The following is a 24,187-nucleotide window of genomic DNA, read 5'->3' as shown; positions in this document are numbered from 1 at the left end:
TCACCAACCAGCTAATGCGCCGCGGGCCCATCTGTAAGCGATAGCAAGAAGCCATCCTTTTACCATCGGTTCAGGAGAACCGTTGGGTTATCCGGCATTAGCCCCGGTTTCCCGGGGTTATTCCGGTCTTACAGGCAGGTTGCCCACGTGTTACTCACCCGTCCGCCGCTCGTTCCACGAGCGTCCGCCCCGAAGGGCTTCTGCTCGCTTCCCGCGCTCGACTTGCATGTATTAGGCACGCCGCCAGCGTTCGTCCTGAGCCAGGATCAAACTCTCCATAAAAGAGATTGATTAGCTCAATCATAATTCGTTCAAAAAATTGACGCATGGCATAAAACATTGTTCAGTTTTCAAAGATCGATGTCTTTTTTGCGACAAAACCTAATATATCAGCCTGACTTGATGAAGTCAACACTTTTTTTAGATTCAGTCGTTTTTCTATTGTGTTGTCTTCTTCTTTCCCGACAACGTTTAATAATATAGCACAGTTCCATTTCAAAACGCAATACCTTTGTAATATTTTTTTGTTGATTTCTTCTCACCAGCCTTCGATGGAAGGCTTCCATCCCGGCAAGGATGAGAAAAAACCGCAAAAGAGACGTTACGCCTCTTTTGCGGTTCCGACCAGGCGATGCAGCAACAGAAGCTGATAAGAGTTACATATAAAAAGCCCGATAATCATCAGCCACGTATAGGCACTGTCATCAAGATAAAGTCCCGGCAGCCACTCCACCGTCGTAATGACTGTCATAAAAAACATTGCCGGAAGGAAAGCAGTTTTATTCGTTTCATATACTTTCCTTTTTGCTACCAGATAGGACGCCACGAGGAGGCCGATCGCCGTAGCGAGATATCCCCAGATACTCCCGTCATCCGAAGCCAGGTAACGAAAATATACAAGGTCGAACAGAGTGAAAATAATTAAAAATGCCTGCAGCGGCCGCCAGAACCCGCGAAACATACCGGTAGCAAACTGATTGATCATTAAGTATGCGAAAAAACCCATTTGACTGATTACACTGAATATCAGACCGTACCCGAGGAAAAAGATGAGCACACCGAACAGTTCCCCTATCTGAAGTGGATCCAGTGCTTCCATATAAGCATCCGCCCGAAAAAAGAAGCTGGCTATAAGGACTACTGTACCTCCGAGTGCCAGCGTTGTCATAAACATCCGAACCCATTTGCGAGAATTCACATTGCTGCCCCCTAAACTGTTGTTTCATACCTTCAAGTATTCTATCACGAAGCGGAAGATTTTTGGTTACTGGCACAAAATGTTCAAAATTACGATCCTTCCTTCATAAAAAGAAAGCGTAAAGCCGGGAATGTCTTCCGGCTTTACGCTTTGAACTGTATCTTTAATCTTCGTAGCTGTCTATAACTTTAGCAGCAATATTCCGGTAGATGAGCCCGGTCGGATGATCTTCCTGATAAACGGAAGGTGCAAAAACATCCTCTTCTTCGTACGGCTGCTGCAGCGGAATATGGCCGAGAACGCCTGTCTTAAGCTGCTCGGCAAGCTTCACGCCGCCGCCACGCCCAAAGACGAACTCTTTATTCCCGGTCTCTTTACTTTCGAAATAAGCCATATTTTCAATAATTCCCAGGATTTCATGCTCGGTCTGAATAGCCATCTGACCGGCACGGGCTGCGACGAAAGCAGCTGTCGGGTGAGGCGTCGTTACAATTATTTCTTTTGAAGTAGGCAGCATGGAGTGCACATCCAGTGCCACGTCTCCTGTTCCCGGCGGCAGGTCGAGAAGGAGATAGTCGAGATCGCCCCACTCCACTTCCTTGAAGAAACTTGTAAGCATTTTACCGAGCATCGGGCCACGCCAGATAATAGGAGAGTTATCTTCCACGAAGAAGCCCATGGATACGAGTTTCACATCAAAGCGTTCCACCGGAATGATCTTCTCTCCACGTACGACCGGGCGTTTTTCCACGCCCATCATGTCCGGTACACTGAAGCCATAGATGTCTGCATCGATGATACCGACTTTTTTACCGAGACGGGCCAGTGCAATCGCCAGGTTCACTGTTACCGTGGATTTACCTACGCCGCCTTTCCCGCTTGCGATCGTAAGAAACTTAGTCCCTGTCTGACCAAGAAGGTTCGCTTCCTTTTCCTGCTCTGCTGCAGGCTGGAACTTCTCAAGCGTCTCTTCCGGGAGCTGATCGAAACGAAGACCGACTGTCGCGGCTCCCTCACTCTTGATTTTATTGACGATACTTTGCTGCAGTTCCATCTGCTCAGCGGTATTCGTCTTGGCGATAAGAAGTTTTACACTGACGTGTTCCTTCTCTTCCTTCACCTTGATTTCCTGTATTCCTTCTGTTTCCTTGAACGTTTTATGTAAAAACGGATCCTCGATGGATTCCAGAATCTCTCTTATTCTTTCCTCTGTTACCAAGTCGTTCACCATCCTTTTATAATCACTAGTCGTAGTATAACATATGTGAAACGCTTTCTAAGTAATTTGCTTATATCTTCCGGGGCTTTCTTTCAAAAAATCAGAAAGAGCGGCGGGGAGCCTTCCCGCTGACTACCAGCACCACTCCGACTGCAATCATGAAACTGCCGCTTATCAGAAATGGTACTCCGGTCCATTTCTCCAATATCCCTGCACCGGAAGACCCCGCCACTACTCCGAGCGAGAAGAAGGCGTAAAAGATACCGTACGCTTTTCCTCTTTCCGAATCTTCGGAAGAACGGGCGATCATCTCGTTCATCGACGGAAAAAGAAAAGCGAAGCCGATACCGTACATAACCATCAGCACGACGGTCCAGACGGCACTGCCGGTAAACGAAAGAACGACCAGCGCCACTCCGATGATGCCGAGACCTCCCGCTGCCAGAAGAAGCGGGGAATATACCCGGTACACCCGGTTCAGAGGAGTTATAAAAATAACGAGAGCCGTAATTCCGAAAACACTTAAGAACACCCCGGCGAGAGAGGAAGGAAAACCGAAACTCTCCACTTGAAACGGAAGCGCAAAAGCGAGTGTCCCGTTACTTACCATAAGAGCGAAGGCGGCGCCTGACGCCTGCCATAACGTTTTATTTTTCAGAAGTGCTCCGAATCCTTCCCGGGCACTGCTTTCTTTTTTCTCTTCGGGCAGGGTTACGGGAACAAACTTCCAGCCGAGGAAAAAAGCGATCAGAAAAAGTGCCGCCACAAAGAGGAACACGTAGTAGATTTCCGAACGGGCTGCTACAATCCCTCCGATCGCCGGGCCTGCAATGGCGGCAATTCCGATAGCTGCCCCCGTGTAAGCCATCGAAGCCTCTCCGTTTCTCCGCCGGGTAAGGTCCCCCACTATGGCAAAAGATGCCGGGATGAGAATCCCTCCGAACAAGCCGTGGACGAAGCGAAGGGCAAGCAGCTGCCCGTCCGTCGTCACGAGCGGATAGCCGAGAAGAAGGAAGAATACGAAAAACATCGCAAACAGAAGTACCCTCTTCCGACCGAGGCGATCCACACCGTATCCTCCAATAATATTCCCGAACATGTTGGAGAAGGAGTAGATTCCTACAATCAGACCGGCCATTACTTCCCCGGCTCCAAGCTCCACAGCAAAAGGAGCGATGATCGGCAGCTGTACGAATGTATCCATGAATGTAACGATAATGATAAAATACAGGATTTTTGTCATGATGTTTCCTCCAGAACTATGTTACGAAATAGGCGGCACTCTGCACGTAAACTTGAGCCGCGGCATAAAAGACGAGAGAGAATTTCCAGTTGTATACGATACTGTTCCGGAATGAATTGATGCCGTTCGATCCGCTCAAAGCAATAGCCGGCAGGATGATCGGAGACAGGATAATGGAAATCACACTCCCTGTAGTGACAGAGAGCACAATCAGCTCAGGCGGATAAGGGAGGTCGATACTGGTCAGAATACCGGCTACCAGTACCATTACCGTCAAAGGGCCGAGCCCCGTAAACCCGAGGAACACTACAATGAACGGTAATAGACTCAGGAAGTTCATAACCGGCACCTGCCCCTCCACCACTTCAAGCAGAGCTACGGCATTTTCGGCAAAACCCGTCTGATTCAAAGAATAAATGAGGGTACCAACGCTGAGCATAATGCTGAGCTGATACCCTTTTCCGGGGGTATCCTCCACTACGAACCTTTTCACTTCCTGCCAGAGCTTTTCACTTTTTCGTTTCACTATATAATAAAGCAGACTCCATATTATGATGACCAGTGGGATGGTAACCATCAGATCGGTTGCGAATATAGCATGAAGAAGGAAAATCGGTCCAAAGAGAGAAGCGAAAAGAACAAGGAACTCGAAAGTCCTCTCCCTGCTTCCCTCCATCTTTTGATGAAGAACTTCACTCAATTCCTCCTGCACCCCTGCTGTCATCGAAATTCCGGATTTCTTTTCTTCACGTTTCGAAAAGAGAAAGGCGATGCCGGTACCGACCATGGCAATAAAGAAACCCTGCAGCATCGCAAGCCATAAATTAGCCTCCATCGTCTCCACAGCAAAAATAAAGCTCGGAATGCTGATCACCCACAGGGTGGAAAGCCCGAAGCCGCGCAGCAGGGCGGTACTCTTAAACCGCTCCCAGCCCTCACCGCTTCTGTTTTTCAGGAAATCACTTACGAATTCATAAAGCATCGGGATGACACCGAACAGGAGGAAATGGGCAATCACCTGTGTAAAAAACGTCAGACCGGTATACAGTTTCCCGGCGGAATCGATCATTCGCGGGACGGACTGGAGGATTGCGGATAAATAATCCTCTTCCCTGAGGACGATACTTATGAAAGGTATGATGATCAGGAGACCGATGATTCCGCGCATCGTCAGAAACCCCTCTTCCATGCTTTCCATGATCGTATGGTCGGAAGCGACAGTGATGACGAGCGAAGTGATGAACAGAAGCAGCGGGAGTTTGAAGCGCACAATGCCGTACTGGAGGAATGCGAATAAAAACAGTCCGCCTCCCGTCACGGCTAATAGCGGCAGCAGGGAGGACTGCGGGTTAAAATAAGTATAAAAATGTAAAACAGCATATAAAATGACGGTAAGACGTAACCCCCAGGCCATCGCCCTCTCCTCCTTTCCTTTGATCCGGTTCATGCATAACAAAAAGAAAAGCTGACGACTGTAGCACCCGTCAACTTATCCTCTCTTCATCGTATTTACCAGCGTGCCGAGTCCTTCGATCGATACTTCAACCTCATCCCCGTCCTCAAGCCATCGTTTATCATCCAGTTCCATAATGACTCCCTCAGGCGTACCGGTCAGAATAACATCCCCCGGCTGGAGCGTCATATAGGTGGAAATGTAGCTGATCAGCGTAGCACAGTCAAAAATGAGATCGGAAGTGTTCGAATCCTGACGAAGTTCCCCGTTCATCCGACACTGAATCTGAAGATGGTCGGGATCTCCCGCTTCATCGGCGGTAGTGAGATATGGACCGATCGGGCAGAAGCCGTCCGGTGATTTACCGACAAGCCACTGCTTCGTCCGGAACTGCAGGTCACGGGCGGACAAGTCGTTCGCCGGGGCGTAGCCCGCTACGTAATCGAACGCCTCCTCTTTGCTGACGTGTTTCGCCTGCTTCCCGATAACGATAGCGAGTTCCGCTTCGTAATCCATTTCTTTTGCGTCGGCAGGAATCACCACAGAGGTGTGGGAACCTGTCAGGGCATTCGCGAACTTATTGAACAAAAGCGGATAGGCGGGTGCTTCCATCCCGGAGCGTTCCGCATGTCTCTCGTAGTTCAGCCCGCTGCAGATGATCTTCTCCGGACGGTCCACGCAGGGGCCCAGTGTCGTTTCGTTGATAAGAGGAGCCTCTGCAATATATGTATGTACGGCTTCTTTATCCCGGTCAAGCCAGATGAGAAGTTCGGGTACGGTACTCACTTTATCCGAGAAGTCACGTACTCCTTCATCGGTGTACACTCCCGGTGACCATGTATCTCTGTTCCAGAAAGTTACGATTTTCAACGGTTGCCCCTCCTTTTGCATTCTCCACCCTATCTTACCATAAAAGAGAAACATGGGCGGAACAGGACGCTCCCCGCTTTGCAAGTAGAAATTGATTTTTGACGTGTCATATACATCAGAAATTAAAAAATACGCAGTGAATTATATCTATTTCTAACAAATTTCTCCTATTTTATCTTATAATCGAGATAATCAAAAAGGAGGGTATTAAGCAAATGAAAAAAATCTCACCTGTGCTTTTTTTACTTGCTCTACTATTTTCACTTAACGCCCCCGCCGCAAGTGCCGGTTCGTTCAGTGACATCGAAGAGGTCAGCTGGGCCAAAAAAGAAATCCAGTACCTTTCTGGGGAAGGGGTCATCAACGGCTATCCCGGAAACGTATTTAAACCGGGGGAAAAGATAACGAGAGCCGACGTCGCCGTCATGCTTGTACGCGAGCTTTATCCGGAGGCGACTCCCGAGTCCGATCCTCCCTTCACAGATTTAAACAACCATAGATACTATTACGATGAAGTGGCGATAGCTTACGAAAAGAACATTTTAGAAGGGTACAATAACAAAGTTCGCCCTGAGGACAACATAAGCAGGGCGGAAGCCTCCGTCATGGTCGATCGCGCTTACAGCATCGACAGGAATGGGAAAAGAGGCGGCATAAGCGACGCCAAAGAAGTCTCCTGGGCCACGGAGAGCATACTGGACTTGTACACCCAAAATATTATAAACGGGTTTCCGGACGGTACTTTTAAACCCCGTAGCGATATTACTCGGGCACAATTCGCGAAAGTTCTTTCCGCTACCATAAATCCTGACTTCCGTGCCCTTGATGATTTCCAAGCACATTTCATCGACGTGGGGCAGGGAGACAGTATCCTGCTGGAATCCCCCTCCGGGAAAAACATCTTAATTGACGGCGGGAGAAAATCAGCCGGCGAAGAAGTGGTGGATTACTTAGCTAAAAAAGACGTCGGCACCATAGACTTGCTTGTCGCTACACATCCGGACGCCGATCATATTGGCGGTCTGATCGACGTTCTGAAACAGGTGAACGTGAAGAAAGTTCTGGACAGCGGGAAGACCCACACGACAGATACGTACATGGAATACCTGAATGTTATCGACCGGAAAGACATACCGTTTCAGGAAGCGAAAGAAGGCGAAATACTGAATTTCGATGACATACTCGATATTCAGGTACTGAATGCCAAAGACGGGTCTGGCGACAATAACGAATCTTCTATAGTCCTGAAAGTGTCCCACGGGAGTATCGATTATATGCTCACCGGGGATGCTTCCACGGAGATAGAACAGGAAATGATCGATCAATACGACGTAGAAGCAGAGATTTTAAAGCTCGGCCACCACGGGGCATCCACTTCCACGTCCCGGGCGTGGGCTCAGCAGGTTGATGCAGAGGTCGGCATTCTGTCATACGGCCCGAACCACTACGGCCATCCGGATGAAACCGTCGTGAATCGTATGCGTAATTTCGGAGCTGAACTTTACTCCACATGTGATACCGGAACGATTACAGTGACGACGGACGGTCAGAGTTTCGATGTGAACGGCTCCCCTTTCGACGGGACGGACAATTGTAGAACGGACGGAAACCAGAACGACGGTAGCACGGACACGGTCAACGTTAATACCGCCGATGCTGAAACACTTCAGTCGATTGACGGAGTCGGCCCTTCCATTGCCGGATATATCATCGACTACCGCAACGCCAACGGTCCTTTTCAAAGTATTGAGGAACTGGACAACGTAAAATATATAGGAGCGGCCACGCTTAATAAAATGAAGCCTTACATCACTTTATAGGAGCTGACATAATGAACAAGTACACCATCGACCGCTTCGAAGGAAACATAGCCGTCCTGTTGAAGAAAGGTGAGGAAACGGTGGAAAAAGATGTGCCCGTAAGTTCCTTCACCGAAGAAGTAAATGAGGGGGACATCGTTGAGGAAATTACCTCAGGAAACAAAAACACCTACCGGCCTTTAAGGGAAGAAACAAAAAGTCGCCGGCAGGAAGCAGAAGATTTATTGACCAGGATTAAAAATAAGAATGATCAATGAATAAAGGGGAAGCCCCTCTTTTCAAATCATTTTATATTCCGGATACACAATACCCCTTTTCCGACACTCTTCGGAAAAGGGGTATTGTTTGTTATACATCCTGGTTCTATTTGACATGAATCTCAGCCGGAGTTGTGTCTGTTCATTTAAAAAATCGTGAGTCAGGGACCATCATATTGTTCAAGCCACCCGGCAATCGTTTTGTGTGCAGCATTTCTTGTCACAACACCAAAATGGGAAGTGTCCTCCAAGAGGCTCACCTTTGTTTCCGGTGAATACTCGTTGAATAACGGTTTGAATGCCTCCGGTTTAGACACATGATCATCGGTTCCAATCATGACAAAGGATGGTTTCTCCAAACTTGCAATATCTTTTCCGTAATCATTGCGGGCGTGCATAGAAATTTGCAAAGCATAGTTATAGCGTAACGTTTCCGTGCCATCCCTGACGGCCTCCGGCATATTGAATGAAATCACATCTTTGTGATTTAACACCGTAATTCCAAACGTGTTTAAGATGCTCAAGCCGATCATACGCGGCATATTAACGTTGCTCCACTCACTGTCGGAGCGATAGGTCGGTGCTGTGTGATGAATGAAAGGGGATAACATCAGATAGCCATCGACCGGCTCATTCTCACCTCCGGCATACCGGATGACTGTTCCTCCACCGCTTGAATGCCCACCTAATAGAAGCGGACCTTCCTGCTGGCTCCGGATATACTTTACGAAATCATTGATATCGTCTTCAAGCTGACCGATATAGTCTGCCTCCCCCCTGTTTTCCGTCTGTGGCCCGTGCCCACGGAAGTCGGGAGTATAGACGTTTGCAACATCGTTTTCGGATAAGTGACTGGCCAGTGGTTGAAGATAGCTGCTGTGGTAGGCGGATCCGTGCAAGAGAATCAATGTTTTATCGGCTTCTCCCTCATAATAACGGTAGGACAATTTTTCCCCGTCTCGTGCGGTGTGTTGATGCAGTGGTGGCAGTTTGCTCTCCTCCGTTTGAAGCGTATCAAAACTTAAACCACCGTCGTTTCCCTCCGGAGCTTCCGTCTCGCTGAACAGCACCATACTAAATACCACACCAAGGAAAACGACTGCCGAAATGCCGAAGGAAAAACCGATTCGTCTGAAAATTTTTTTGCGTTGGGACTTGGAGCCTTTCGATACAGGTTGCGAAGTCATTAGTATTCTCCTAATGTTCATTTTATCGTTCTTCGCTGACAACCTTGTCCAAAATATCGTTCCACAATCCGACACAATCGTTGACTAATGCCATTTACCTACAGTATACCAACCATAGCGTAAAATTGTTAGTGGCTCTCAGTTGGATCCCCGATCAAATGCCGATAACTATCTACATCGGCTTGATGTATGAAGCGAAGAGGAAAAACAGATGAAATGTCTCAGGAGCAGATAAATTTTCAGCGAAAGGTAACGTGTTATATATTTAAACGCAAAAAAGCCCTCCCAGCTCAATAAGAGCAAGAAGGGCAATTTTTGGTGTACAAAACTTATTAACGCTTGGAGAACTGTGGAGCACGACGTGCTTTCTTAAGACCGTATTTCTTACGCTCTTTCATACGTGCATCACGAGTAAGGAATCCAGCGCGTTTCAGTGGAGTACGGTATTCAGGGTCCGCTTCGAGAAGCGCACGTGCTACACCGTGACGGATCGCACCTGCCTGACCTGTGAATCCACCACCGTCAACGTTTGCGTAAACGTCGTAGTTTCCTTGTGTTTCTGTAACGACAAGAGGCTGGTTCAAAATCTTACGAAGAGTTTCCAATGGGAAATAGTCCTGTGCATCAGTTTTATTTACGATTACCTGGCCGGTACCTGGGACTAGACGTACGCGTGCTGTAGACTTCTTACGACGTCCCGTGCCGGAGTATTGTACTTGTGCCACTCTTAATTACCTCCTTTGTTATTAGCTCTGATTAGCCGCGAAGTTCGTAAACTTCTGGTTGTTGTGCTTCGTGCTTATGATTTTCACCTGCGTAGACATGAAGTTTTTTGCTCATCTTACGTCCGAGACTTCCTTTTGGAAGCATGCCTTTGATGGATTTCTCCAGCATACGCTCAGGGAATTTCTCGCGCATTTCGTTAGCGGAACGGACTTTCAAACCACCTGGGTGATTGGAGTGACGATAATACTTCTTATCCTGCCACTTATTTCCTGAAAGTTCGATTTTCTCTGCATTAATAATGATTACGTGATCGCCAGTGTCAACGTGTGGAGTGTATGTCGCTTTGTGCTTTCCGCGAAGGATGGAAGCAACTTCAGTAGATAGACGACCAAGTGTCTGTCCAGCTGCATCCACAACATACCATTTGCGTTCCACGTTTGCTTCATTAGCCATGAATGTTGTACGCATGTCGGGTTCCCTCCTGATTTTTCATTAGATTTTTACTCTGATTCGATTTATATTTCAATACGATTAGTTTCCGGGGCTAATCGTGGTATAGAAATTAAATGCCACAAGATATCATATAACATTTTCATACCAAATGTCAATAGGCACACCAGGATTCGTTGCTTTTTTCCCGGAAAGAATATCAGTAACTCACTTCCCACAAAAACAGGCCGTGACCGGGGGTCGTGAAACCTGCGAGCCTGCGGTTGTGTTCCGCAAGAGCCCGGGGTATCGTGTCGATTTCTTTTTTCCCCTCCCCGATCTCAAGCAGGGTACCCATCATAATCCGGACCATATTGTACAAAAAGCCGTTTCCTCTTACGATGAACTCCAGTTCTTCCCCTGTTACGTTCAATTCTGCCCGGGATACCGTACGGATTTTGTTTCCTTTCAGCGTAGTCTTCGCCGAACAGAATGCAGTAAAATCGTGAGTGCCGAGAAACTGTTTTACGGCTTCCTGCATTTTTTCTATGTCAAGATTCCGGGGATGATGATAGACCGTTCTCCTACGGAACACGTCCCGGGAACGGACCGGTCTTACATAATAACGATACTCTTTCTCTTTGACGTCGAACTGGGCGTGGAAACTTTCTTCCACGTATTCTGCCTGTTTGACATAAATATCAGAAGGAAGCAGGGTCTCAAGCGCCCTCACCCAGCGATTTTCAGGCACTGCAAGAGAAGTGTCGAAATGGAAGACCTGACCTTTGGCATGGACGCCGGCATCCGTACGCCCGGAAGCGATGATGCGTACGTGTTCTCCTTTATGCATAGTTCGGAGCGCCTTCTCCAGCTCTTCCTGCACCGTTTTTCCGTTAGGCTGGATCTGAAATCCCGAATAGCCGGTGCCGTCGTATTCCACTGTACATTTTACCCGTTTCATTATATTTCACACCCTCGTTCCTATCGTGGCCGCCATAATGAGACAGAACAAGAAAAACACGATGTAATCTTTTTTCCGGAAAAGCAGGGCCCGGATCTTCGTCCGGCCCTCCCCGCCCTGGTACCCTCTTGCTTCCATCGCCATCGCGAGCTCTTCGGCACGCTTGAATGCACTGACAAACAGAGGGATAAGGAGCGGGATGACGGCGCTCACCCTGTCTTTCAGACTCCCGGTACGGAAATCCACGCCCCGGGAAGCCTGGGCTTTTGATATCTTCTCCGCTTCCTGCATAAGCGTCGGAATAAAACGCAGGGAGATTGACATCATCAGTGCCAGTTCGTGGACAGGGAAGCGCAGTTTTTTCAACGGATGAAGCAGATACTCGATAGCATCCGTAATTTCTATCGGAGACGTCGTCAACGTCAGTAACGACGTGAACAGAATAAGCAGGAAGAAACGCAAGGACAGCGTCCCGCCCTGGATCAGTGACTCTTCATAAAACGGAAAGCCGAGCACCGAGAATAGTATATCCCCCTGCCTTGAAACGAACAGGTGCAGGAGGAAAGTGAAAACGATCAGAAACCATACGGGTTTCAGGCCTTTCACAATAAACGACAGCGGGACTCTCGTGGCAAGGGCAGTCCCTATGGCGAAGGCGGTGAGAATACTGTAGCTCCACACGGAATTAGCAAAGAATACGATAATGACGAAAAAGAAAATAACGAGAATTTTCGTCCTCGGATCCAATCGATGAATGAGAGAAGTACCCGGGACATACTGCCCGATGATCATCGAATTATTCATAATCGTCTCTCCTTCCCAGCCGGGATGTGAGTTCCTTTGCTAATTCAGCAAGGGGCTGTTTGTTGTATTCGATCGAAACACCGAACTCTTTCTCAATCTTCTCCAGGAACTCGAGCACTTCCGGTATATCGAGCTGCACCTGACGCAGTTCTTCTTTTCTTTTGAACACATCGAGCGGTGCTCCCTGCATATATTTCCTGCCCTCATTCAAAATGACGACCTCGTCGGCATACGTCAGGGCATCCTCCATACTGTGAGTCACAAGTACGGTGGTAAGTTCCTCACTCTCATGGAGGGAATAGAACATATCCATCATTTCTTTTTGACCCCTCGGATCAAGACCCGCCGTAGGCTCGTCCAGAACGAGCACTTTCGGCTTCATGGCGAGCACGCCCGCGATGGCCACTCTTCTCATCTGTCCGCCGCTTAAATCAAACGGCGACTTCTCTTTCATATCTTCCGGAAGCTGCACGGCTTCAAGAGCTTTGTTTACCCGCTCCCTGATTTCTTCCTCATCCACACCGAAATTTTTCGGCCCGAAAGCGATGTCTTTCTCCACCGTCTCCTCAAATAATTGGTGTTCCGGGTACTGAAAAACGATGCCGGTTTTTTCACGCAGACTGCGTAAATTTTTATTTTTCCTTCCGGCTTCGATGACGAAATCTCCGACCTTCACACTTCCGGAAGTCGGCTGCAACAGCGCATTAATGTGCTGGATAAGCGTGGATTTCCCCGATCCGGTATGCCCGATGATTGCAGTATACGATCCCGAAGGCACATGAAGGGAGAGATTTTCGAGCGCTCTGAATTCAAACGGCGTCCCCGGGCTGTATGTATATGTTACTTCGTTGAATGTAAGTTCCATAGCTCCTCCACCATCTCCTCATGATTTAGCGGTTCCTTCCGAAAAGAAACGCCGTACTGTTTCATCTCCTCCGTCAGCTTTGCTACAAACGGCACATCAAGGCCGATGAAGGAAAGGGAGTCTTTATGGGCAAACACTTCCCGCGGGGTGCCTTCGAACCACACTTCCCCTTTGTTCATTACGATCACCCTGTCCGCTGCCACAATCTCCCGCAAGTCATGGGTAATGGTCACGAGAGACATATTCGACTTTTCCTGAACGTCCCGGACCGTTTTCAGTATTTCCTGACGACCTTTCGGATCGAGCATAGCTGTAGCCTCGTCGAGCAGCATATAATCAGGCGCAATCGCCAGTACTCCAGCAATGGCCACACGCTGCTTCTGGCCTCCGGAGAGCCGGTGAGGTTCGTGGTTCTCGTAGGTTTCCATCTGTACATCCCTCAGACTTCCGGCTACTTTCTCCACCATTTCTTCCCTTGGCACTCCCTGGTTTTCCATACCGAATGCAATGTCATCCCGGACAGTCGTGCCGACAAACTGGTTGTCGGGGTTCTGAAAAACCATCCCCACTTTTTTTCTGATTTCCCACACAGACTCCGGGTTCACACTCATACCGTCCACACTGACTTTCCCGTTTTCGGCAAAGAGGAGCCCATTCATCAATTTGGCAATCGTCGACTTGCCGGACCCGTTGTGACCGATAATCGCCACCCACTCGCCTTTCTCGATGAAAAAATCGACATCTTTCAACACGGGCGGGGCGTCTTCCTGGTAGCGGAACGTCACACCTTCAAATTCTATCCTGTCCTTCATTTCCTGGCCTCCTCTTTGCTATTTCCCGGGAAATAGGGTGGAAATCAACTAACTTCCTGCACAAAAAAAGGGCTGGAGTTAACCTCACGAATGAGATACCGTCCTGCCCTTTCGCTATTATCAGACTTTATACAAGTTCGATAATCGCCATTTTTGCGCCGTCACCTTTACGCGCATCAAGTTTCAATACACGAGTGTAACCGCCCTGACGGTCTGCATAACGCGGACCAACGTCAGAGAACAGCTTCTGAAGAGCAGTTTCGGCTCCTTCTTCGTCTGCATCCTGCTTGTAAAGGAACGACTCTGCCTGGCGGCGTGCATGCAAGTCGCCACGCTTACCAAGTGTAATCATTTTTTCTACAGAGGAACGAAGTTCTTTCGCTTTCGCTTCCGTTGTTTCCAGACGTTCATGGATAATCAGATCCGTGGTGAGATTGCGCATCATTGCCACACGGTGTTCTGTTTTACGACCTAGTTTTCTCATCGATAACCCTCCTTTTCAGATGTTTCCTCTTTATCGTCAGTCTTCTTTACGAAGGCCAAGGTTAAGTTCATTCAGTTTGTGCTTAACTTCTTCCAACGATTTTCTGCCGAGGTTACGGACTTTCATCATATCGTCTTCACTCTTATTAGCCAGCTCCTGAACCGTGTTGATACCAGCACGTTTCAGGCAGTTGTAAGAACGAACCGAGAGATCCAGTTCTTCGATCGTCATCTCAAGAACTTTTTCTTTCTGATCTTCTTCTTTTTCTACCATAATTTCGGCATTTTTCGCTTCATCCGTCAATCCGACGAAGATGTTCAAATGCTCCATATATACTTTAGCCCCTAAAGAGATCGCCTCTTCCGGACGGATGCTGCCATCCGTCGATACATCCAGTGTAAGTTTATCGTAGTTGGAGATGTGCCCGATACGGGTGTTCTCCACCTGATACGTTACACGGGAGACAGGGGTGAAGATAGAGTCAACCGGAATTACTCCTATTGGTAAATCTTCGTGGTTGTTCCCTTCAGCCGGGCGATATCCTCGACCGCTTTCAGCTGTAATACGCATACGCAGATTCGTATTACTATCAAGGGTAGCGATGTGAAGTTCCGGATTCAGTACTTCAACGTCACTATCATGAGTAATATCAGCAGCGGTGACTTTTCCTTCACCCTGGACATCGATTTCCAAAGTCTTCTCGTCATCAGAATAAATCTTCAGAGCAAGTTTCTTCAGATTCAAAACGACAGTGGTTACGTCTTCCATGACACCTTCGATCGTCGAAAATTCGTGAAGGACCCCGTCAATTTGTACAGATGTCACAGCGGCACCGGGAAGGGAGGATAATAGGATACGACGCAAGGAGTTACCTAGTGTTGTACCATACCCACGCTCAAGCGGCTCGACGACGAATTTACCAAAAGTAGAATCATCGCTGATCTCCACCGTTTCAATGTTTGGTTTCTCAATTTCGATCATTTACACAAAAACCTCCTTCAAAACGTCGAAACCCCGGTCAGACAGAAGTCCAACCGAAATTCCTCAGGCAGGCAGCCCCTCTACCAGTAAACTGCATCTCTAAGGTTAAACGCATGGCTGTTATTGGTGGTTATAACCCTTAAAGAGGGCGATAAAACAATTCAGACTATAATTACACGCGACGACGTTTCGGTGGACGGCAACCGTTGTGTGGAACCGGCGTTACATCTCTGATAGCTGTGATTTCGATACCTACTGCCTGGATGGAGCGGATAGCCGCTTCACGGCCGGCGCCAGGCCCTTTAACAGCTACTTCAAGATCTTTCATGCCGTTATCCATAGCTTCTTTTGCAGAAGTTTCTGCAGCCATTTGTGCTGCAAATGGAGTAGATTTACGGGAGCCTTTGAAACCGAGAGTTCCGGCACTGCTCCAGCTGATCACATTACCTTGCACATCTGTAATCGTGATAATCGTGTTGTTGAAAGTAGAGCGGATATGAGCAATACCACTCTCCACATTCTTTTTCACGCGACGTTTCCGGGTACGGGTGTTCTTACGTGCTACCATAACTATACCTCCTTTATCAATTGATTATTTACGTTTGTTTGCTACTGTACGACGAGGACCTTTACGGGTACGGGAGTTGTTTTTCGTCTTCTGGCCGCGACTTGGAAGACCACGACGGTGACGAAGCCCACGGTAAGAGCCGATTTCAATCAGACGCTTAACGTTAAGGGAGTTCTCACGACGAAGGTCACCTTCGACGTTGTAGTTGTTCAGTTCAGTACGAATTTTCGTAAGTTCATCTTCCGTAAGATCACGGACACGGGTAGATTCATCTACTCCGGCATCCTGTACAATTTGACTTGCCAGGGATTTACCGATTCCGTAAACATAAGTCAATGAGATAGAAATTCGCTTATCACGAGGGATATCAACACCTGCTATACGTGCCATAGGGAACGTGCACCTCCTTTTTTATTAACCTTGTTTCTGTTTGTGTTTCGGGTTATCACAGATTACCATTACTTTGCCATTACGACGAACGACTTTACATTTATCACAAATCTTCTTAACAGAAGCCCTTACCTTCATCATTCATACCTCCTTGTTATATCGGAGCTTATTCTATTTGTAACGGTACGTTATCCGTCCTTTAGTAAGATCATACGGGGACAGTTCCACTGTCACTTTATCACCTGGAAGAATACGGATGAAGTTCATGCGTATTTTACCGGAGACGTGAGCAAGTACCGTATGCTGATTCTCAAGTTCGACTTTGAACTGAGCGTTCGGCAATGTCTCCACTACGGTTCCTTCAATTTCAATTACATCTTCTTTCGCCATCGAGTTGCTCTCCCTTCTCTAAATCAGTCACCAGTTCATTGATATATTTACTAACAGCAAATCGAAGCTTGCCGTTTGTGACACGACCTGTTTCCAGAAGGCTGCTTTGGACTTCCGGAGAGATGAAGCTCGTGCAGGACACATGCTGCATGTTCTTCTTCTTCGGCCTGTCGTATTTCCTCTTCTCTCCGTCAGCAAGCATTACAGCGCCATCTTCAAGTTTATCAATGACTACCGCATATTGACCTGCTTCCCGTCCACGCTCAATACGAACAATTTGACCTATTCGCGGACTCGATTCCGATTCACTCACAGTACGATCACCTTCATTTAAAGTAATAAACACAGTAATCGCGTCGGAGAGGAACTACAAGCTCCTGCCGTTTCGCATTACCACTTTCGGACACTAACTTTGAACATAACAAGGAACACTTTCAATTTCAAGAAAAAAGTTTCGCTATTACGTGAAAGGTTACCGTGCCCATCCATGGCAACCCTCATTTACTCCGGGTTCTCTGTTTCACCTTAAGAAAGATGCTGAAGGCGTTCATCAATATCGTTGAATACTTCCTCGATATTTCTGTTGCCCTCTACCGTAACGAGATAGCCCTTCTCTTCGTAAAAGTCCAGAAGAGGCTGAGCCTGTTCCACGTTCACTTCGAGTCGGTTTTTCACTGTTTCCGGCTGATCGTCTTCCCTCTGGATAAGAACAGCACCGTCGTTATCGCATTTGCCTGGTGTTTTCGGAGGATTGAATTGAACGTGGTACGTAGCTCCACATTCAGGGCAGACTCTCCTGCCGGTCAACCGGTCCACAAGTATTGTTTGTGGAACATCTATGTGAAGCACATAGTCGAGAGATGTCTCCAGCTCTCCAAGCAGATTCTCAAGAGCTTCTGCCTGTTCAAGCGTGCGCGGGAAACCGTCAAGGAGGAATCCTTTCTGGCAGTCCGGCTTGCTGAGACGTTCACGGACGATTCCGATCGTGACCTCATCCGGAACCAGCGCCCCTTCATCCATATATGATTTAGCTTCTTTGCCTAGTTCTGTGCCTTCTTTGATAGCTGAGCGGAACATATCTCCGGTAGAGATATGAGGAATGTTATATTTTTCGACTATTTTCTCTGCCTGGGTGCCTTTTCCGGCTCCAGGGAGACCCATCAAAATTAAATTCAACTTTTTCCCTCTCTCCCGTATCTTAGTTTTACACTATTTATTTAATGAAGCCTTTATAATGTCGCTTCACCAGCTGACCTTCCAGTTGCTTCATCGTATTCAGTGCAACACCTACCACGATCAAGAGACCAGTTCCTCCGATCTGTATGCTTGGCGGAAGCCCTGCAAGGGAGCCAAGAATAATCGGAAGGACAGATACAGCCGCCAAAAAGAGTGATCCTACGAAAGTTAAACGGTACATAACCCGTGTCAAATACTTCTCCGTATTCGCACCGGGACGTATTCCCGGGATATACCCGCCTTGCTTCTTAAGGTTTTCAGCCATTTGTTCAGGGTTCACCTGTACAAACGTATAGAAGTATGTGAACGCTATGATAAGCGCTACATAAATAATCATACCCGGCCAATTCTCATAATTGAAAATGTACTCGATCGTTGAAGCGATCTCGCTATTTTCAAAGAATCCGGCTATCGTTCTTGGAGCGATAATGAAAGAAATCGCGAATATGACTGGAATAACTCCAGCAGCGTTCACCTTGATCGGCAAGTGGGTGGAATGTCCACCGACTGGAGATCTGTTTACCTGACGTTTTGCATATTGAATAGGGATTTTACGCAGCGCCTGCTGAATGAACACAACTCCCACAATCACTGCAACAATCACAAGAGCAATGAGAGCCACGATGACGAGGTTGAGGAAGAGTTCCTCTCCTGCGCCAGTTATATACTGATCATACAACTGGTTCACACCATTCGGAATTGCAGCAACAATACCTGCGAAAATTAAAATTGAAATCCCATTTCCTACGCCATGGGAAGTGATTTGCTCACCAAGCCACATAAGGAATGCAGTCCCGCCTGTCAGTACGAGCGCAATAGCTGCGAACTGGGGAATACCAGGGTTAGAGATCAGCTGACCTCCTGCCATGGCATTGAAACCAATGGACATACCAATGGCCTGTATGAAGGCAAGGACAATAGTTCCATAGCGGGTAAACTGAGCTAATTTCCGGCGTCCCACTTCACCCTGCTTTTTCCACTCTGCAAATTTAGGAACGACGTCCATCTGCAGAAGCTGCATGATAATAGAAGCAGTGATGTAAGGCATAATCCCCATCGCAAAGATGGAGAAGTTCTGTAATGCCCCACCTCCGAATGTATTCAGAAAGCCGAAAGCGTTCTGTTCATCCATGAAGTTGATTGCTTCATTATTTGTAAACGGCACGGGGATAAATGCCCCCAGCCGGAATACGATAAGCATAAGCAGGGTGAAAATGATTTTTCGCCGGAGATCACCCACGCGCATAAAATTGGAGATTGTCCGGAACATTAAATCACCTCAGTTTGACCGCCCGCCGCTTCGATTGCTTCTTTGGCAGAAGCCGAGAACTTATGAGCTTTTACTGTGAGTTTCCTATCAATGTTACCTTTTCCTAGGATCTTAACACCAGCTTTTACTTTGCTGACAGTACCTGTTTCAAGCAGAAGCTCCGGAGTTACTTCCGTGCCTTCTTCGAAACGATTCAAAGTCTCTAAGTTCACAACTGTATATTCCGTACGGTGAATGTTCGTGAAACCACGCTTAGGCACGCGTTGGAATAAAGGCATTTGGCCACCTTCGAAACCTGGACGGATTTTGCTCCCGGAGCGCTGACCCTGTCCTTTGTGTCCACGACCGGATGTTTTTCCGTTACCGGAAGCCATCCCACGTCCTACGCGGTTACGTTTTTGACGGGACCCTACTTTGGAATGTAGTTCATGAAGTTTCATGTGAGCACCTCCTTATTTATAAATTGATTATACTTCTTTTACATCAGCCAGGTGTGAAATCTTATTGACCATTCCACGCATAGCCGGATTGTCTTCTACGACTACTGACTGGCGAATTTTATTAAGTCCTAGCGCTTTAACGGTGTCCTTCTGGTCCTGCGGACGGCCGATTACACTGCGCGTGAGGGTAACTTCTAACTTTTGAGCCATTGTATTTCCCTCCTATCCTACAGTTCTTCCACGGATTTCCCACGAAGTCTTGCCACATCTTCGGCACGCTTCAATTCAGTAAGACCCTTGATAGTAGCACGGATCATGTTGATTGGCGTGTTCGAGCCAAGAGACTTCGAAAGGATGTCCTGCACACCTGCAAGTTCGAGTACGGCACGGACAGGTCCGCCTGCGATAACACCGGTACCTTCTGCGGCCGGTTTCAACAGCACGTTACCGGCGCCGAAGCGACCGTGAATTTCGTGAGGAATCGTTGTATTTTTAATTGGTACAGTTACCAGGTTCTTTTTCGCATCATCAATTGCTTTTTTGATGGCGTCCGGAACTTCCTGCGCTTTGGCAGTACCGAAACCGACATGACCGTCTTTGTCGCCCACTACTACAAGTGCGGCAAAACGGAAACGACGTCCACCTTTTACCACTTTCGCAACGCGGTTGATCGTAACAACGCGCTCTTCAAGATCTAGTTTGTTAGGGTCAATCTTTGTACTCATACATGTCCCTCCTTTTACGATTAAAATTGTAGTCCAGCTTCACGAGCTGCATCGGCCAAAGCTTGTACACGGCCGTGATAAAGATAACCACCGCGGTCGAATACTACTGTTTCATAGCCTTTTTCTTTCGCACGTTCTGCAACGAGCTGACCAATGCGTTTAGCAGCTTCAACGTTGCCGCCACGATCAAGGTCGAACCCTTTGTCCATTGTCGATGCACTGGCTACTGTCGTTTCGCTCACATCATCGATCAATTGTGCGTAAATATGGTTGTTGGAACGATAAACGTTCAGACGTGGACGCTCCGCAGTACCGGAGATGTTCTTACGGACACGTGCATGACGTTTCTTACGCATAGTGTTTTTATCGGTCTTTGAGATCATTTAAGTCACTCCTTTCTTACCCTGACACCTTATTTAGCTGTCTTACCTTCTTTAGTACGGACAGTTTCGTTCTCGTAACGGATCCCTTTACCTTTGTAAGGCTCAGGAGGACGAATCGCACGGATGTTAGCGGCCACTGCTCCGACGAGCTCTTTATCAATGCCTTTGATGACGATTCTAGTGTTCGTAGGAACTTCGATATCGATACCTTCGCGGTTTTCGATTTCTACCGGGTGGGAGTAGCCGGCGTTTACGGTTACTTTTTCACCCTGTTTTTGAGCACGATATCCGACACCGCGGATTTCAAGTGCTTTTTCAAAACCCTGGGACACTCCTACAACCATGTTATTGATCAGGCTGCGTGTTGTACCGTGGAGAGCTTTATGCTCCTGCTTATCACTCGGACGCTCTACAGTAAGAACGTTGTCTTCCTGTTTCACGGTCATTTCGTCGGAGATAGTGGTAGCCAGTTCCCCTTTTGGTCCTTTTACTGCAACTCTGCTATTTTCCTGGGTGACTTCTACACCTTCAGGCAGTTCAATTGGTAATACACCAATACGTGACATTCATTACACCTCCTGTTCGTATCTGTTTTCTTACCAGATGTAAGCAAGCACTTCGCCACCGATAGCTTGTGCACGTGCTTCTTTATCTGTCAAAACACCTTTTGATGTGGAAACGACTGCAATACCAAGGCCGTTAAGAACTCTCGGCACTTCGTCAGCTTGTGCATACACACGAAGACCCGGTTTCGAAATCTTCTTGATGCCTGAAATTACTTTCTGCTCTGTCTGGCTGTACTTCATGAAAATACGAAGTATGCCCTGCTTACCATCCTCTACCTGTTCATAGTCACGAATGAAACCCTCACGTTTAAGGATATCAGCGATCTCTCTTTTCAGGTTAGAAGCCGGTAGCTCCAACTTCTCGTGACGTACCATATTCGCGTTACGAATACGAGTCAGCATATCTGCAATTGGATCTGTCATTGTCATAACTTTTACCTCCTTCCCAGTCCTCGGGTTTACCAGCTGGCTTTTTTGACGCCAGGAATTTGTCCTTTATATGCTAGTTCGCGGAAACATATACGGCACAACTTGAATTTACGAAGTACGGAATGCGGACGTCCGCAACGTTCACAACGAGTGTATTCGCGTACCTGGAATTTCTGTTTGCGCTGTTGTTTCGCAACCATTGATTTTTTAGCCACTATTTTCCCTCCTTATAGTCAGTTCTTAGTTTTTAAACGGCATACCGAACTGAGCTAATAGTTCACGAGACTCTTCGTCTGATTCAGCACTGGTAACGATAACAATATCCATACCACGTACTTTGTTAACTTTGTCATAGTCGACTTCCGGGAAAATCAATTGTTCTTTCACACCTAGAGTGTAGTTACCGCGGCCGTCGAATGCTTTCTTGGAGATACCACGGAAGTCACGGACACGTGGCAATGACACGGCGATCAACTTCTGAAAGAATTCGTACATGCGCTCTCCGCGCAGAGTAACTTTAGCTCCGATTGGCATTCCTTCACGAAGACGGAATCCAGCGATAGATTTCTTCGCTTTCGTTACCATCGGTTTTTGACCGGAGATAAGCTCCAGTTCCTCTACCGCGTTATCAAGTGCTTTAGCGTTCTGCACAGCATCGCCTACACCCATGTTGATAACGATCTTTTCAATTTTCGGAGTTTCCATTACGGAATCGTAGTTGAACTTTTCCATAAGGGATGGAACAATTTCTTTTTGATATTTCTGTTGAAGTTCGTTCATCGGTAAGCCCTCCTTTCGCCAGTTGGATTATTTATCTAGTGCTTCACCGGATTTTTTCGCGATACGAACCTTTTTACCATTCTCTGTCTTATGACCGATTCTTGTCGGTTCACCGGACTTAGGATCGATCGGTAGAACGTTGGATACATGGATAGCTGCTTCCTGAGTAAGGATACCGCCCTGAGGATTATCCTGAGAAGGCTGAGCGTGCTTTTTCACTTCGTTGACACCTTCAACGAGGACACGTTCTTTCTTAGGGTAAGCTTCAAGTACCGTACCTTGCTTTCCTTTATCTTTTCCAGAGATAACCATGACTTTGTCACCTTTTTTTACGTGCATACTTCGCGCACCTCCTTACCACGGCTTTCTTGATTTTTTATAGAACTTCCGGAGCTAGTGAAACGATCTTCATGAATTTGTGTTCACGAAGTTCACGGGCTACTGGTCCGAAAATACGGGTTCCTCTCGGTCCTTTATCTTCACGGACGATAACCGCAGCGTTTTCGTCGAAACGAATGTAAGAGCCGTCTTTACGACGTGCACCACTTTTCGTACGTACGATGACAGCCTGAACAACTTCACCTTTTTTAACAACGCCCCCTGGTGTTGCTTGTTTAACCGTAGCAGTGATGACATCACCGATGTTCGCAGTCTTACGACCGGAACCGCCCAGCACTTTAATGGTTTGGATCTCGCGTGCACCAGAGTTGTCTGCAACTTTTAGACGTGATTCCTGTTGGATCATTTACGTGTAACCTCCCTTCGGAATATCTCCGAATCATCTTTTTAGATAGTAACTGCTTCTTCGATTACTTCTACGAGACGGAAACGTTTTGTAGCGGATAGAGGGCGGGTTTCCATGATGCGTACCACGTCTCCCTGTTTCGCCTGGTTGTTTTCGTCATGCGTTTTAAATTTCTTGGAATATTTAACACGCTTGCCGTAAAGCTTGTGGAATTTATACGTTTCAACAAGTACAGTGATCGTTTTGTCCATTTTGTCGGACACAACGCGACCAGTATATACTTTACGATTATTACGTTCAGCCATGTGAGGGTGTCCTCCTCTCCATTATTAATTGTTCGTGCTTAGTTCACGTTCGCGTGCAACTGTCTTCATACGGGCGATGGACTTGCGAACCTGACGAATGCGAGCAGTGTTCTCAAGTTGGCCTGTAGCCAGTTGGAAACGCAGATTAAAAAGTTCTTCTTTAAGAGACTTTACCTTCTGTTCAATTTCGGCAGTGGTTAGTTCGCGGATTTCATTAGCCTTCATTGATTTCACCACCAATTTCTTCACGTTTTACAAATTTAGTACGAATCGGGAGCTTATGAGAAGCCAGACGCAACGCTTCGCGCGCTACCTCTTCCGATACCCCTGCGATTTCGAACATGATTTTTCCTGGTTTAACAACTGCGATAAAACCTTCCGGAGCACCTTTACCGGAACCCATACGAACTTCGAGGGGCTTCGATGTATATGGCTTGTCAGGGAAGATTTTGATCCATACTTTACCGCTACGCTTCATGTAACGGGTCATGGCAATACGGGAAGCTTCGATCTGACGGGCGGTGATCCATGCCGGATCTACAGCCTGAAGTCCATATTCACCAAACGCTACAGAAGTTCCGCCTTTTGCGCGGCCTTTCAGACTTGGACGATGTTGACGACGATATTTAACACGTTTTGGCATTAACATAA

The 24,187-nt window shown here is 47.3% G+C and carries 36 protein-coding genes and 1 rRNA gene; 2 read left to right on the top strand and 35 right to left on the bottom strand.

The window, feature by feature from the left end; translation table 11 throughout:
* The 6 genes from BLU03_RS12355 to BLU03_RS12330 all read right to left on the bottom strand — a co-directional run.
* Positions 1-282, bottom strand: a 16S ribosomal RNA gene (locus tag BLU03_RS12355); the annotation flags it as partial.
* Positions 283-601: 319 nt separating this feature from the next.
* Positions 602-1,198, bottom strand: coding sequence for a KinB-signaling pathway activation protein (locus BLU03_RS12350; protein WP_008592766.1), 597 nt, complete (start codon positions 1,196-1,198; stop codon positions 602-604).
* Positions 1,199-1,361: 163 nt separating this feature from the next.
* Positions 1,362-2,417: an Mrp/NBP35 family ATP-binding protein gene (locus BLU03_RS12345; protein ID WP_076572479.1), complete on the bottom strand. Its 1,056-nt coding sequence runs from the start codon at positions 2,415-2,417 to the stop codon at positions 1,362-1,364.
* 100 nt (positions 2,418-2,517) lie between these two features.
* Positions 2,518-3,660, bottom strand: coding sequence for an MFS transporter (locus tag BLU03_RS12340; protein WP_093108030.1), 1,143 nt, complete (start codon positions 3,658-3,660; stop codon positions 2,518-2,520).
* Between the two features lie 16 nt (positions 3,661-3,676).
* Positions 3,677-5,074, bottom strand: coding sequence for a hypothetical protein (locus BLU03_RS12335; protein ID WP_093108028.1), 1,398 nt, complete (start codon positions 5,072-5,074; stop codon positions 3,677-3,679).
* A 75-nt stretch (positions 5,075-5,149) separates the two neighbouring features.
* The gene (locus BLU03_RS12330; protein ID WP_008592758.1) at positions 5,150-5,983 is read right to left on the bottom strand and encodes a fumarylacetoacetate hydrolase family protein; all 834 of its coding nucleotides are present in this window, start codon (positions 5,981-5,983) and stop codon (positions 5,150-5,152) included.
* A 215-nt stretch (positions 5,984-6,198) separates the two neighbouring features.
* Here BLU03_RS12330 and BLU03_RS12325 point away from each other — a divergent pair, with 215 nt between their 5' ends.
* On the top strand, positions 6,199-7,803 hold the full coding sequence (locus tag BLU03_RS12325; RefSeq protein WP_093108026.1) for an S-layer homology domain-containing protein: 1,605 nt from the start codon (positions 6,199-6,201) through the stop codon (positions 7,801-7,803).
* A gap of 11 nt (positions 7,804-7,814) precedes the next feature.
* Complete coding sequence (locus BLU03_RS12320; protein ID WP_093108024.1) at positions 7,815-8,060, top strand: DUF3006 domain-containing protein; 246 nt, start codon at positions 7,815-7,817, stop codon at positions 8,058-8,060.
* A 161-nt stretch (positions 8,061-8,221) separates the two neighbouring features.
* Here the strand turns inward: BLU03_RS12320 and BLU03_RS12315 are convergent, their stop codons facing one another.
* The 29 genes from BLU03_RS12315 to rplP all read right to left on the bottom strand — a co-directional run bounded on the left by BLU03_RS12315 (position 8,222) and on the right by rplP (position 24,185).
* Complete coding sequence (locus BLU03_RS12315) at positions 8,222-9,247, bottom strand: alpha/beta hydrolase (RefSeq protein ID WP_076572485.1); 1,026 nt, start codon at positions 9,245-9,247, stop codon at positions 8,222-8,224.
* Positions 9,248-9,579: 332 nt separating this feature from the next.
* Positions 9,580-9,972 carry a 30S ribosomal protein S9 gene (gene rpsI, locus BLU03_RS12310; protein WP_008592590.1) on the bottom strand — a complete coding sequence of 131 codons (393 nt, stop codon included), beginning with the start codon at positions 9,970-9,972 and terminating at the stop codon, positions 9,580-9,582.
* A gap of 31 nt (positions 9,973-10,003) precedes the next feature.
* Positions 10,004-10,441 carry a 50S ribosomal protein L13 gene (gene rplM, locus BLU03_RS12305; protein WP_008592588.1) on the bottom strand — a complete coding sequence of 146 codons (438 nt, stop codon included), beginning with the start codon at positions 10,439-10,441 and terminating at the stop codon, positions 10,004-10,006.
* Between the two features lie 181 nt (positions 10,442-10,622).
* A complete protein-coding gene (truA, locus tag BLU03_RS12300) occupies positions 10,623-11,363 on the bottom strand; it encodes a tRNA pseudouridine(38-40) synthase TruA (RefSeq protein ID WP_008592586.1) in 741 nt (246 codons plus the stop codon).
* Between the two features lie 6 nt (positions 11,364-11,369).
* Entirely contained in the window at positions 11,370-12,167 is a 798-nt protein-coding gene (locus tag BLU03_RS12295; protein ID WP_093108022.1) for an energy-coupling factor transporter transmembrane component T family protein, read from the bottom strand.
* Positions 12,160-13,032 (bottom strand): energy-coupling factor ABC transporter ATP-binding protein, encoded by an 873-nt coding sequence (locus tag BLU03_RS12290; RefSeq protein WP_093108020.1) that lies wholly within the window; start codon positions 13,030-13,032, stop codon positions 12,160-12,162. Before BLU03_RS12290 ends, BLU03_RS12295 begins: the two co-directional genes overlap by 8 nt.
* Positions 13,008-13,844: an energy-coupling factor ABC transporter ATP-binding protein gene (locus BLU03_RS12285; RefSeq protein WP_008592580.1), complete on the bottom strand. Its 837-nt coding sequence runs from the start codon at positions 13,842-13,844 to the stop codon at positions 13,008-13,010. Before BLU03_RS12285 ends, BLU03_RS12290 begins: the two co-directional genes overlap by 25 nt.
* A 127-nt stretch (positions 13,845-13,971) precedes the next feature.
* Complete coding sequence (gene rplQ, locus BLU03_RS12280; RefSeq protein ID WP_008592578.1) at positions 13,972-14,328, bottom strand: 50S ribosomal protein L17; 357 nt, start codon at positions 14,326-14,328, stop codon at positions 13,972-13,974.
* Positions 14,329-14,364: 36 nt separating this feature from the next.
* The gene (locus tag BLU03_RS12275; RefSeq protein ID WP_008592576.1) at positions 14,365-15,309 is read right to left on the bottom strand and encodes a DNA-directed RNA polymerase subunit alpha; all 945 of its coding nucleotides are present in this window, start codon (positions 15,307-15,309) and stop codon (positions 14,365-14,367) included.
* Positions 15,310-15,481: 172 nt separating this feature from the next.
* Positions 15,482-15,877, bottom strand: coding sequence for a 30S ribosomal protein S11 (rpsK, locus tag BLU03_RS12270; RefSeq protein WP_008592574.1), 396 nt, complete (start codon positions 15,875-15,877; stop codon positions 15,482-15,484).
* 24 nt (positions 15,878-15,901) lie between these two features.
* Positions 15,902-16,267, bottom strand: a complete 366-nt coding sequence (gene rpsM, locus BLU03_RS12265; protein WP_008592572.1) for a 30S ribosomal protein S13 — start codon at positions 16,265-16,267, stop codon at positions 15,902-15,904.
* Between the two features lie 24 nt (positions 16,268-16,291).
* Positions 16,292-16,405, bottom strand: a complete 114-nt coding sequence (gene rpmJ, locus BLU03_RS12260) for a 50S ribosomal protein L36 (protein WP_008592571.1) — start codon at positions 16,403-16,405, stop codon at positions 16,292-16,294.
* Between the two features lie 33 nt (positions 16,406-16,438).
* Positions 16,439-16,657 (bottom strand): translation initiation factor IF-1, encoded by a 219-nt coding sequence (gene infA, locus BLU03_RS12255; protein ID WP_008592569.1) that lies wholly within the window; start codon positions 16,655-16,657, stop codon positions 16,439-16,441.
* Positions 16,635-16,970: a KOW domain-containing RNA-binding protein gene (locus tag BLU03_RS12250; RefSeq protein WP_076572491.1), complete on the bottom strand. Its 336-nt coding sequence runs from the start codon at positions 16,968-16,970 to the stop codon at positions 16,635-16,637. The genes infA and BLU03_RS12250 overlap by 23 nt, the downstream gene beginning before the upstream one ends.
* Positions 16,971-17,182: 212 nt before the next feature.
* Positions 17,183-17,833 carry an adenylate kinase gene (locus tag BLU03_RS12245; RefSeq protein WP_008592564.1) on the bottom strand — a complete coding sequence of 217 codons (651 nt, stop codon included), beginning with the start codon at positions 17,831-17,833 and terminating at the stop codon, positions 17,183-17,185.
* 37 nt (positions 17,834-17,870) lie between these two features.
* Positions 17,871-19,163 carry a preprotein translocase subunit SecY gene (gene secY / locus BLU03_RS12240; RefSeq protein WP_093108018.1) on the bottom strand — a complete coding sequence of 431 codons (1,293 nt, stop codon included), beginning with the start codon at positions 19,161-19,163 and terminating at the stop codon, positions 17,871-17,873.
* Positions 19,163-19,603, bottom strand: a complete 441-nt coding sequence (gene rplO / locus BLU03_RS12235) for a 50S ribosomal protein L15 (protein ID WP_008592559.1) — start codon at positions 19,601-19,603, stop codon at positions 19,163-19,165. Before rplO ends, secY begins: the two co-directional genes overlap by 1 nt.
* A 27-nt stretch (positions 19,604-19,630) precedes the next feature.
* Positions 19,631-19,813 carry a 50S ribosomal protein L30 gene (rpmD, locus tag BLU03_RS12230; RefSeq protein WP_008592558.1) on the bottom strand — a complete coding sequence of 61 codons (183 nt, stop codon included), beginning with the start codon at positions 19,811-19,813 and terminating at the stop codon, positions 19,631-19,633.
* Between the two features lie 17 nt (positions 19,814-19,830).
* Positions 19,831-20,328, bottom strand: a complete 498-nt coding sequence (gene rpsE / locus BLU03_RS12225) for a 30S ribosomal protein S5 (protein WP_008592556.1) — start codon at positions 20,326-20,328, stop codon at positions 19,831-19,833.
* 20 nt (positions 20,329-20,348) lie between these two features.
* On the bottom strand, positions 20,349-20,711 hold the full coding sequence (gene rplR, locus BLU03_RS12220; RefSeq protein ID WP_008592554.1) for a 50S ribosomal protein L18: 363 nt from the start codon (positions 20,709-20,711) through the stop codon (positions 20,349-20,351).
* A 29-nt stretch (positions 20,712-20,740) separates the two neighbouring features.
* Positions 20,741-21,277, bottom strand: coding sequence for a 50S ribosomal protein L6 (rplF, locus tag BLU03_RS12215; protein WP_076572496.1), 537 nt, complete (start codon positions 21,275-21,277; stop codon positions 20,741-20,743).
* A 30-nt stretch (positions 21,278-21,307) separates the two neighbouring features.
* A complete protein-coding gene (rpsH, locus tag BLU03_RS12210) occupies positions 21,308-21,706 on the bottom strand; it encodes a 30S ribosomal protein S8 (protein ID WP_008592551.1) in 399 nt (132 codons plus the stop codon).
* A gap of 29 nt (positions 21,707-21,735) precedes the next feature.
* A complete protein-coding gene (locus tag BLU03_RS12205) occupies positions 21,736-21,921 on the bottom strand; it encodes a type Z 30S ribosomal protein S14 (RefSeq protein WP_008592548.1) in 186 nt (61 codons plus the stop codon).
* A gap of 25 nt (positions 21,922-21,946) precedes the next feature.
* On the bottom strand, positions 21,947-22,486 hold the full coding sequence (rplE, locus tag BLU03_RS12200) for a 50S ribosomal protein L5 (protein WP_076572498.1): 540 nt from the start codon (positions 22,484-22,486) through the stop codon (positions 21,947-21,949).
* Between the two features lie 27 nt (positions 22,487-22,513).
* Positions 22,514-22,825 (bottom strand): 50S ribosomal protein L24, encoded by a 312-nt coding sequence (gene rplX / locus BLU03_RS12195; protein ID WP_008592543.1) that lies wholly within the window; start codon positions 22,823-22,825, stop codon positions 22,514-22,516.
* A 37-nt stretch (positions 22,826-22,862) separates the two neighbouring features.
* Positions 22,863-23,231, bottom strand: a complete 369-nt coding sequence (gene rplN, locus BLU03_RS12190; RefSeq protein WP_076572500.1) for a 50S ribosomal protein L14 — start codon at positions 23,229-23,231, stop codon at positions 22,863-22,865.
* A 41-nt stretch (positions 23,232-23,272) separates the two neighbouring features.
* Positions 23,273-23,536 (bottom strand): 30S ribosomal protein S17, encoded by a 264-nt coding sequence (gene rpsQ / locus BLU03_RS12185; RefSeq protein ID WP_008592540.1) that lies wholly within the window; start codon positions 23,534-23,536, stop codon positions 23,273-23,275.
* Between the two features lie 24 nt (positions 23,537-23,560).
* Positions 23,561-23,761, bottom strand: a complete 201-nt coding sequence (gene rpmC / locus BLU03_RS12180) for a 50S ribosomal protein L29 (RefSeq protein ID WP_008592538.1) — start codon at positions 23,759-23,761, stop codon at positions 23,561-23,563.
* Positions 23,751-24,185 (bottom strand): 50S ribosomal protein L16, encoded by a 435-nt coding sequence (gene rplP / locus BLU03_RS12175; protein ID WP_008592536.1) that lies wholly within the window; start codon positions 24,183-24,185, stop codon positions 23,751-23,753. The genes rpmC and rplP overlap by 11 nt, the downstream gene beginning before the upstream one ends.
* Between the last annotated feature and the right edge of the window lie 2 nt (positions 24,186-24,187).

This window comes from Salimicrobium album (assembly GCF_900107115.1).
Classification (GTDB): Bacteria; Bacillota; Bacilli; order Bacillales; family Halobacillaceae; genus Salimicrobium; species Salimicrobium album.
The sequence above is the reverse complement of the archived record's forward strand: the minus strand, read 5'-3'. Positions and strand labels throughout refer to the sequence as shown.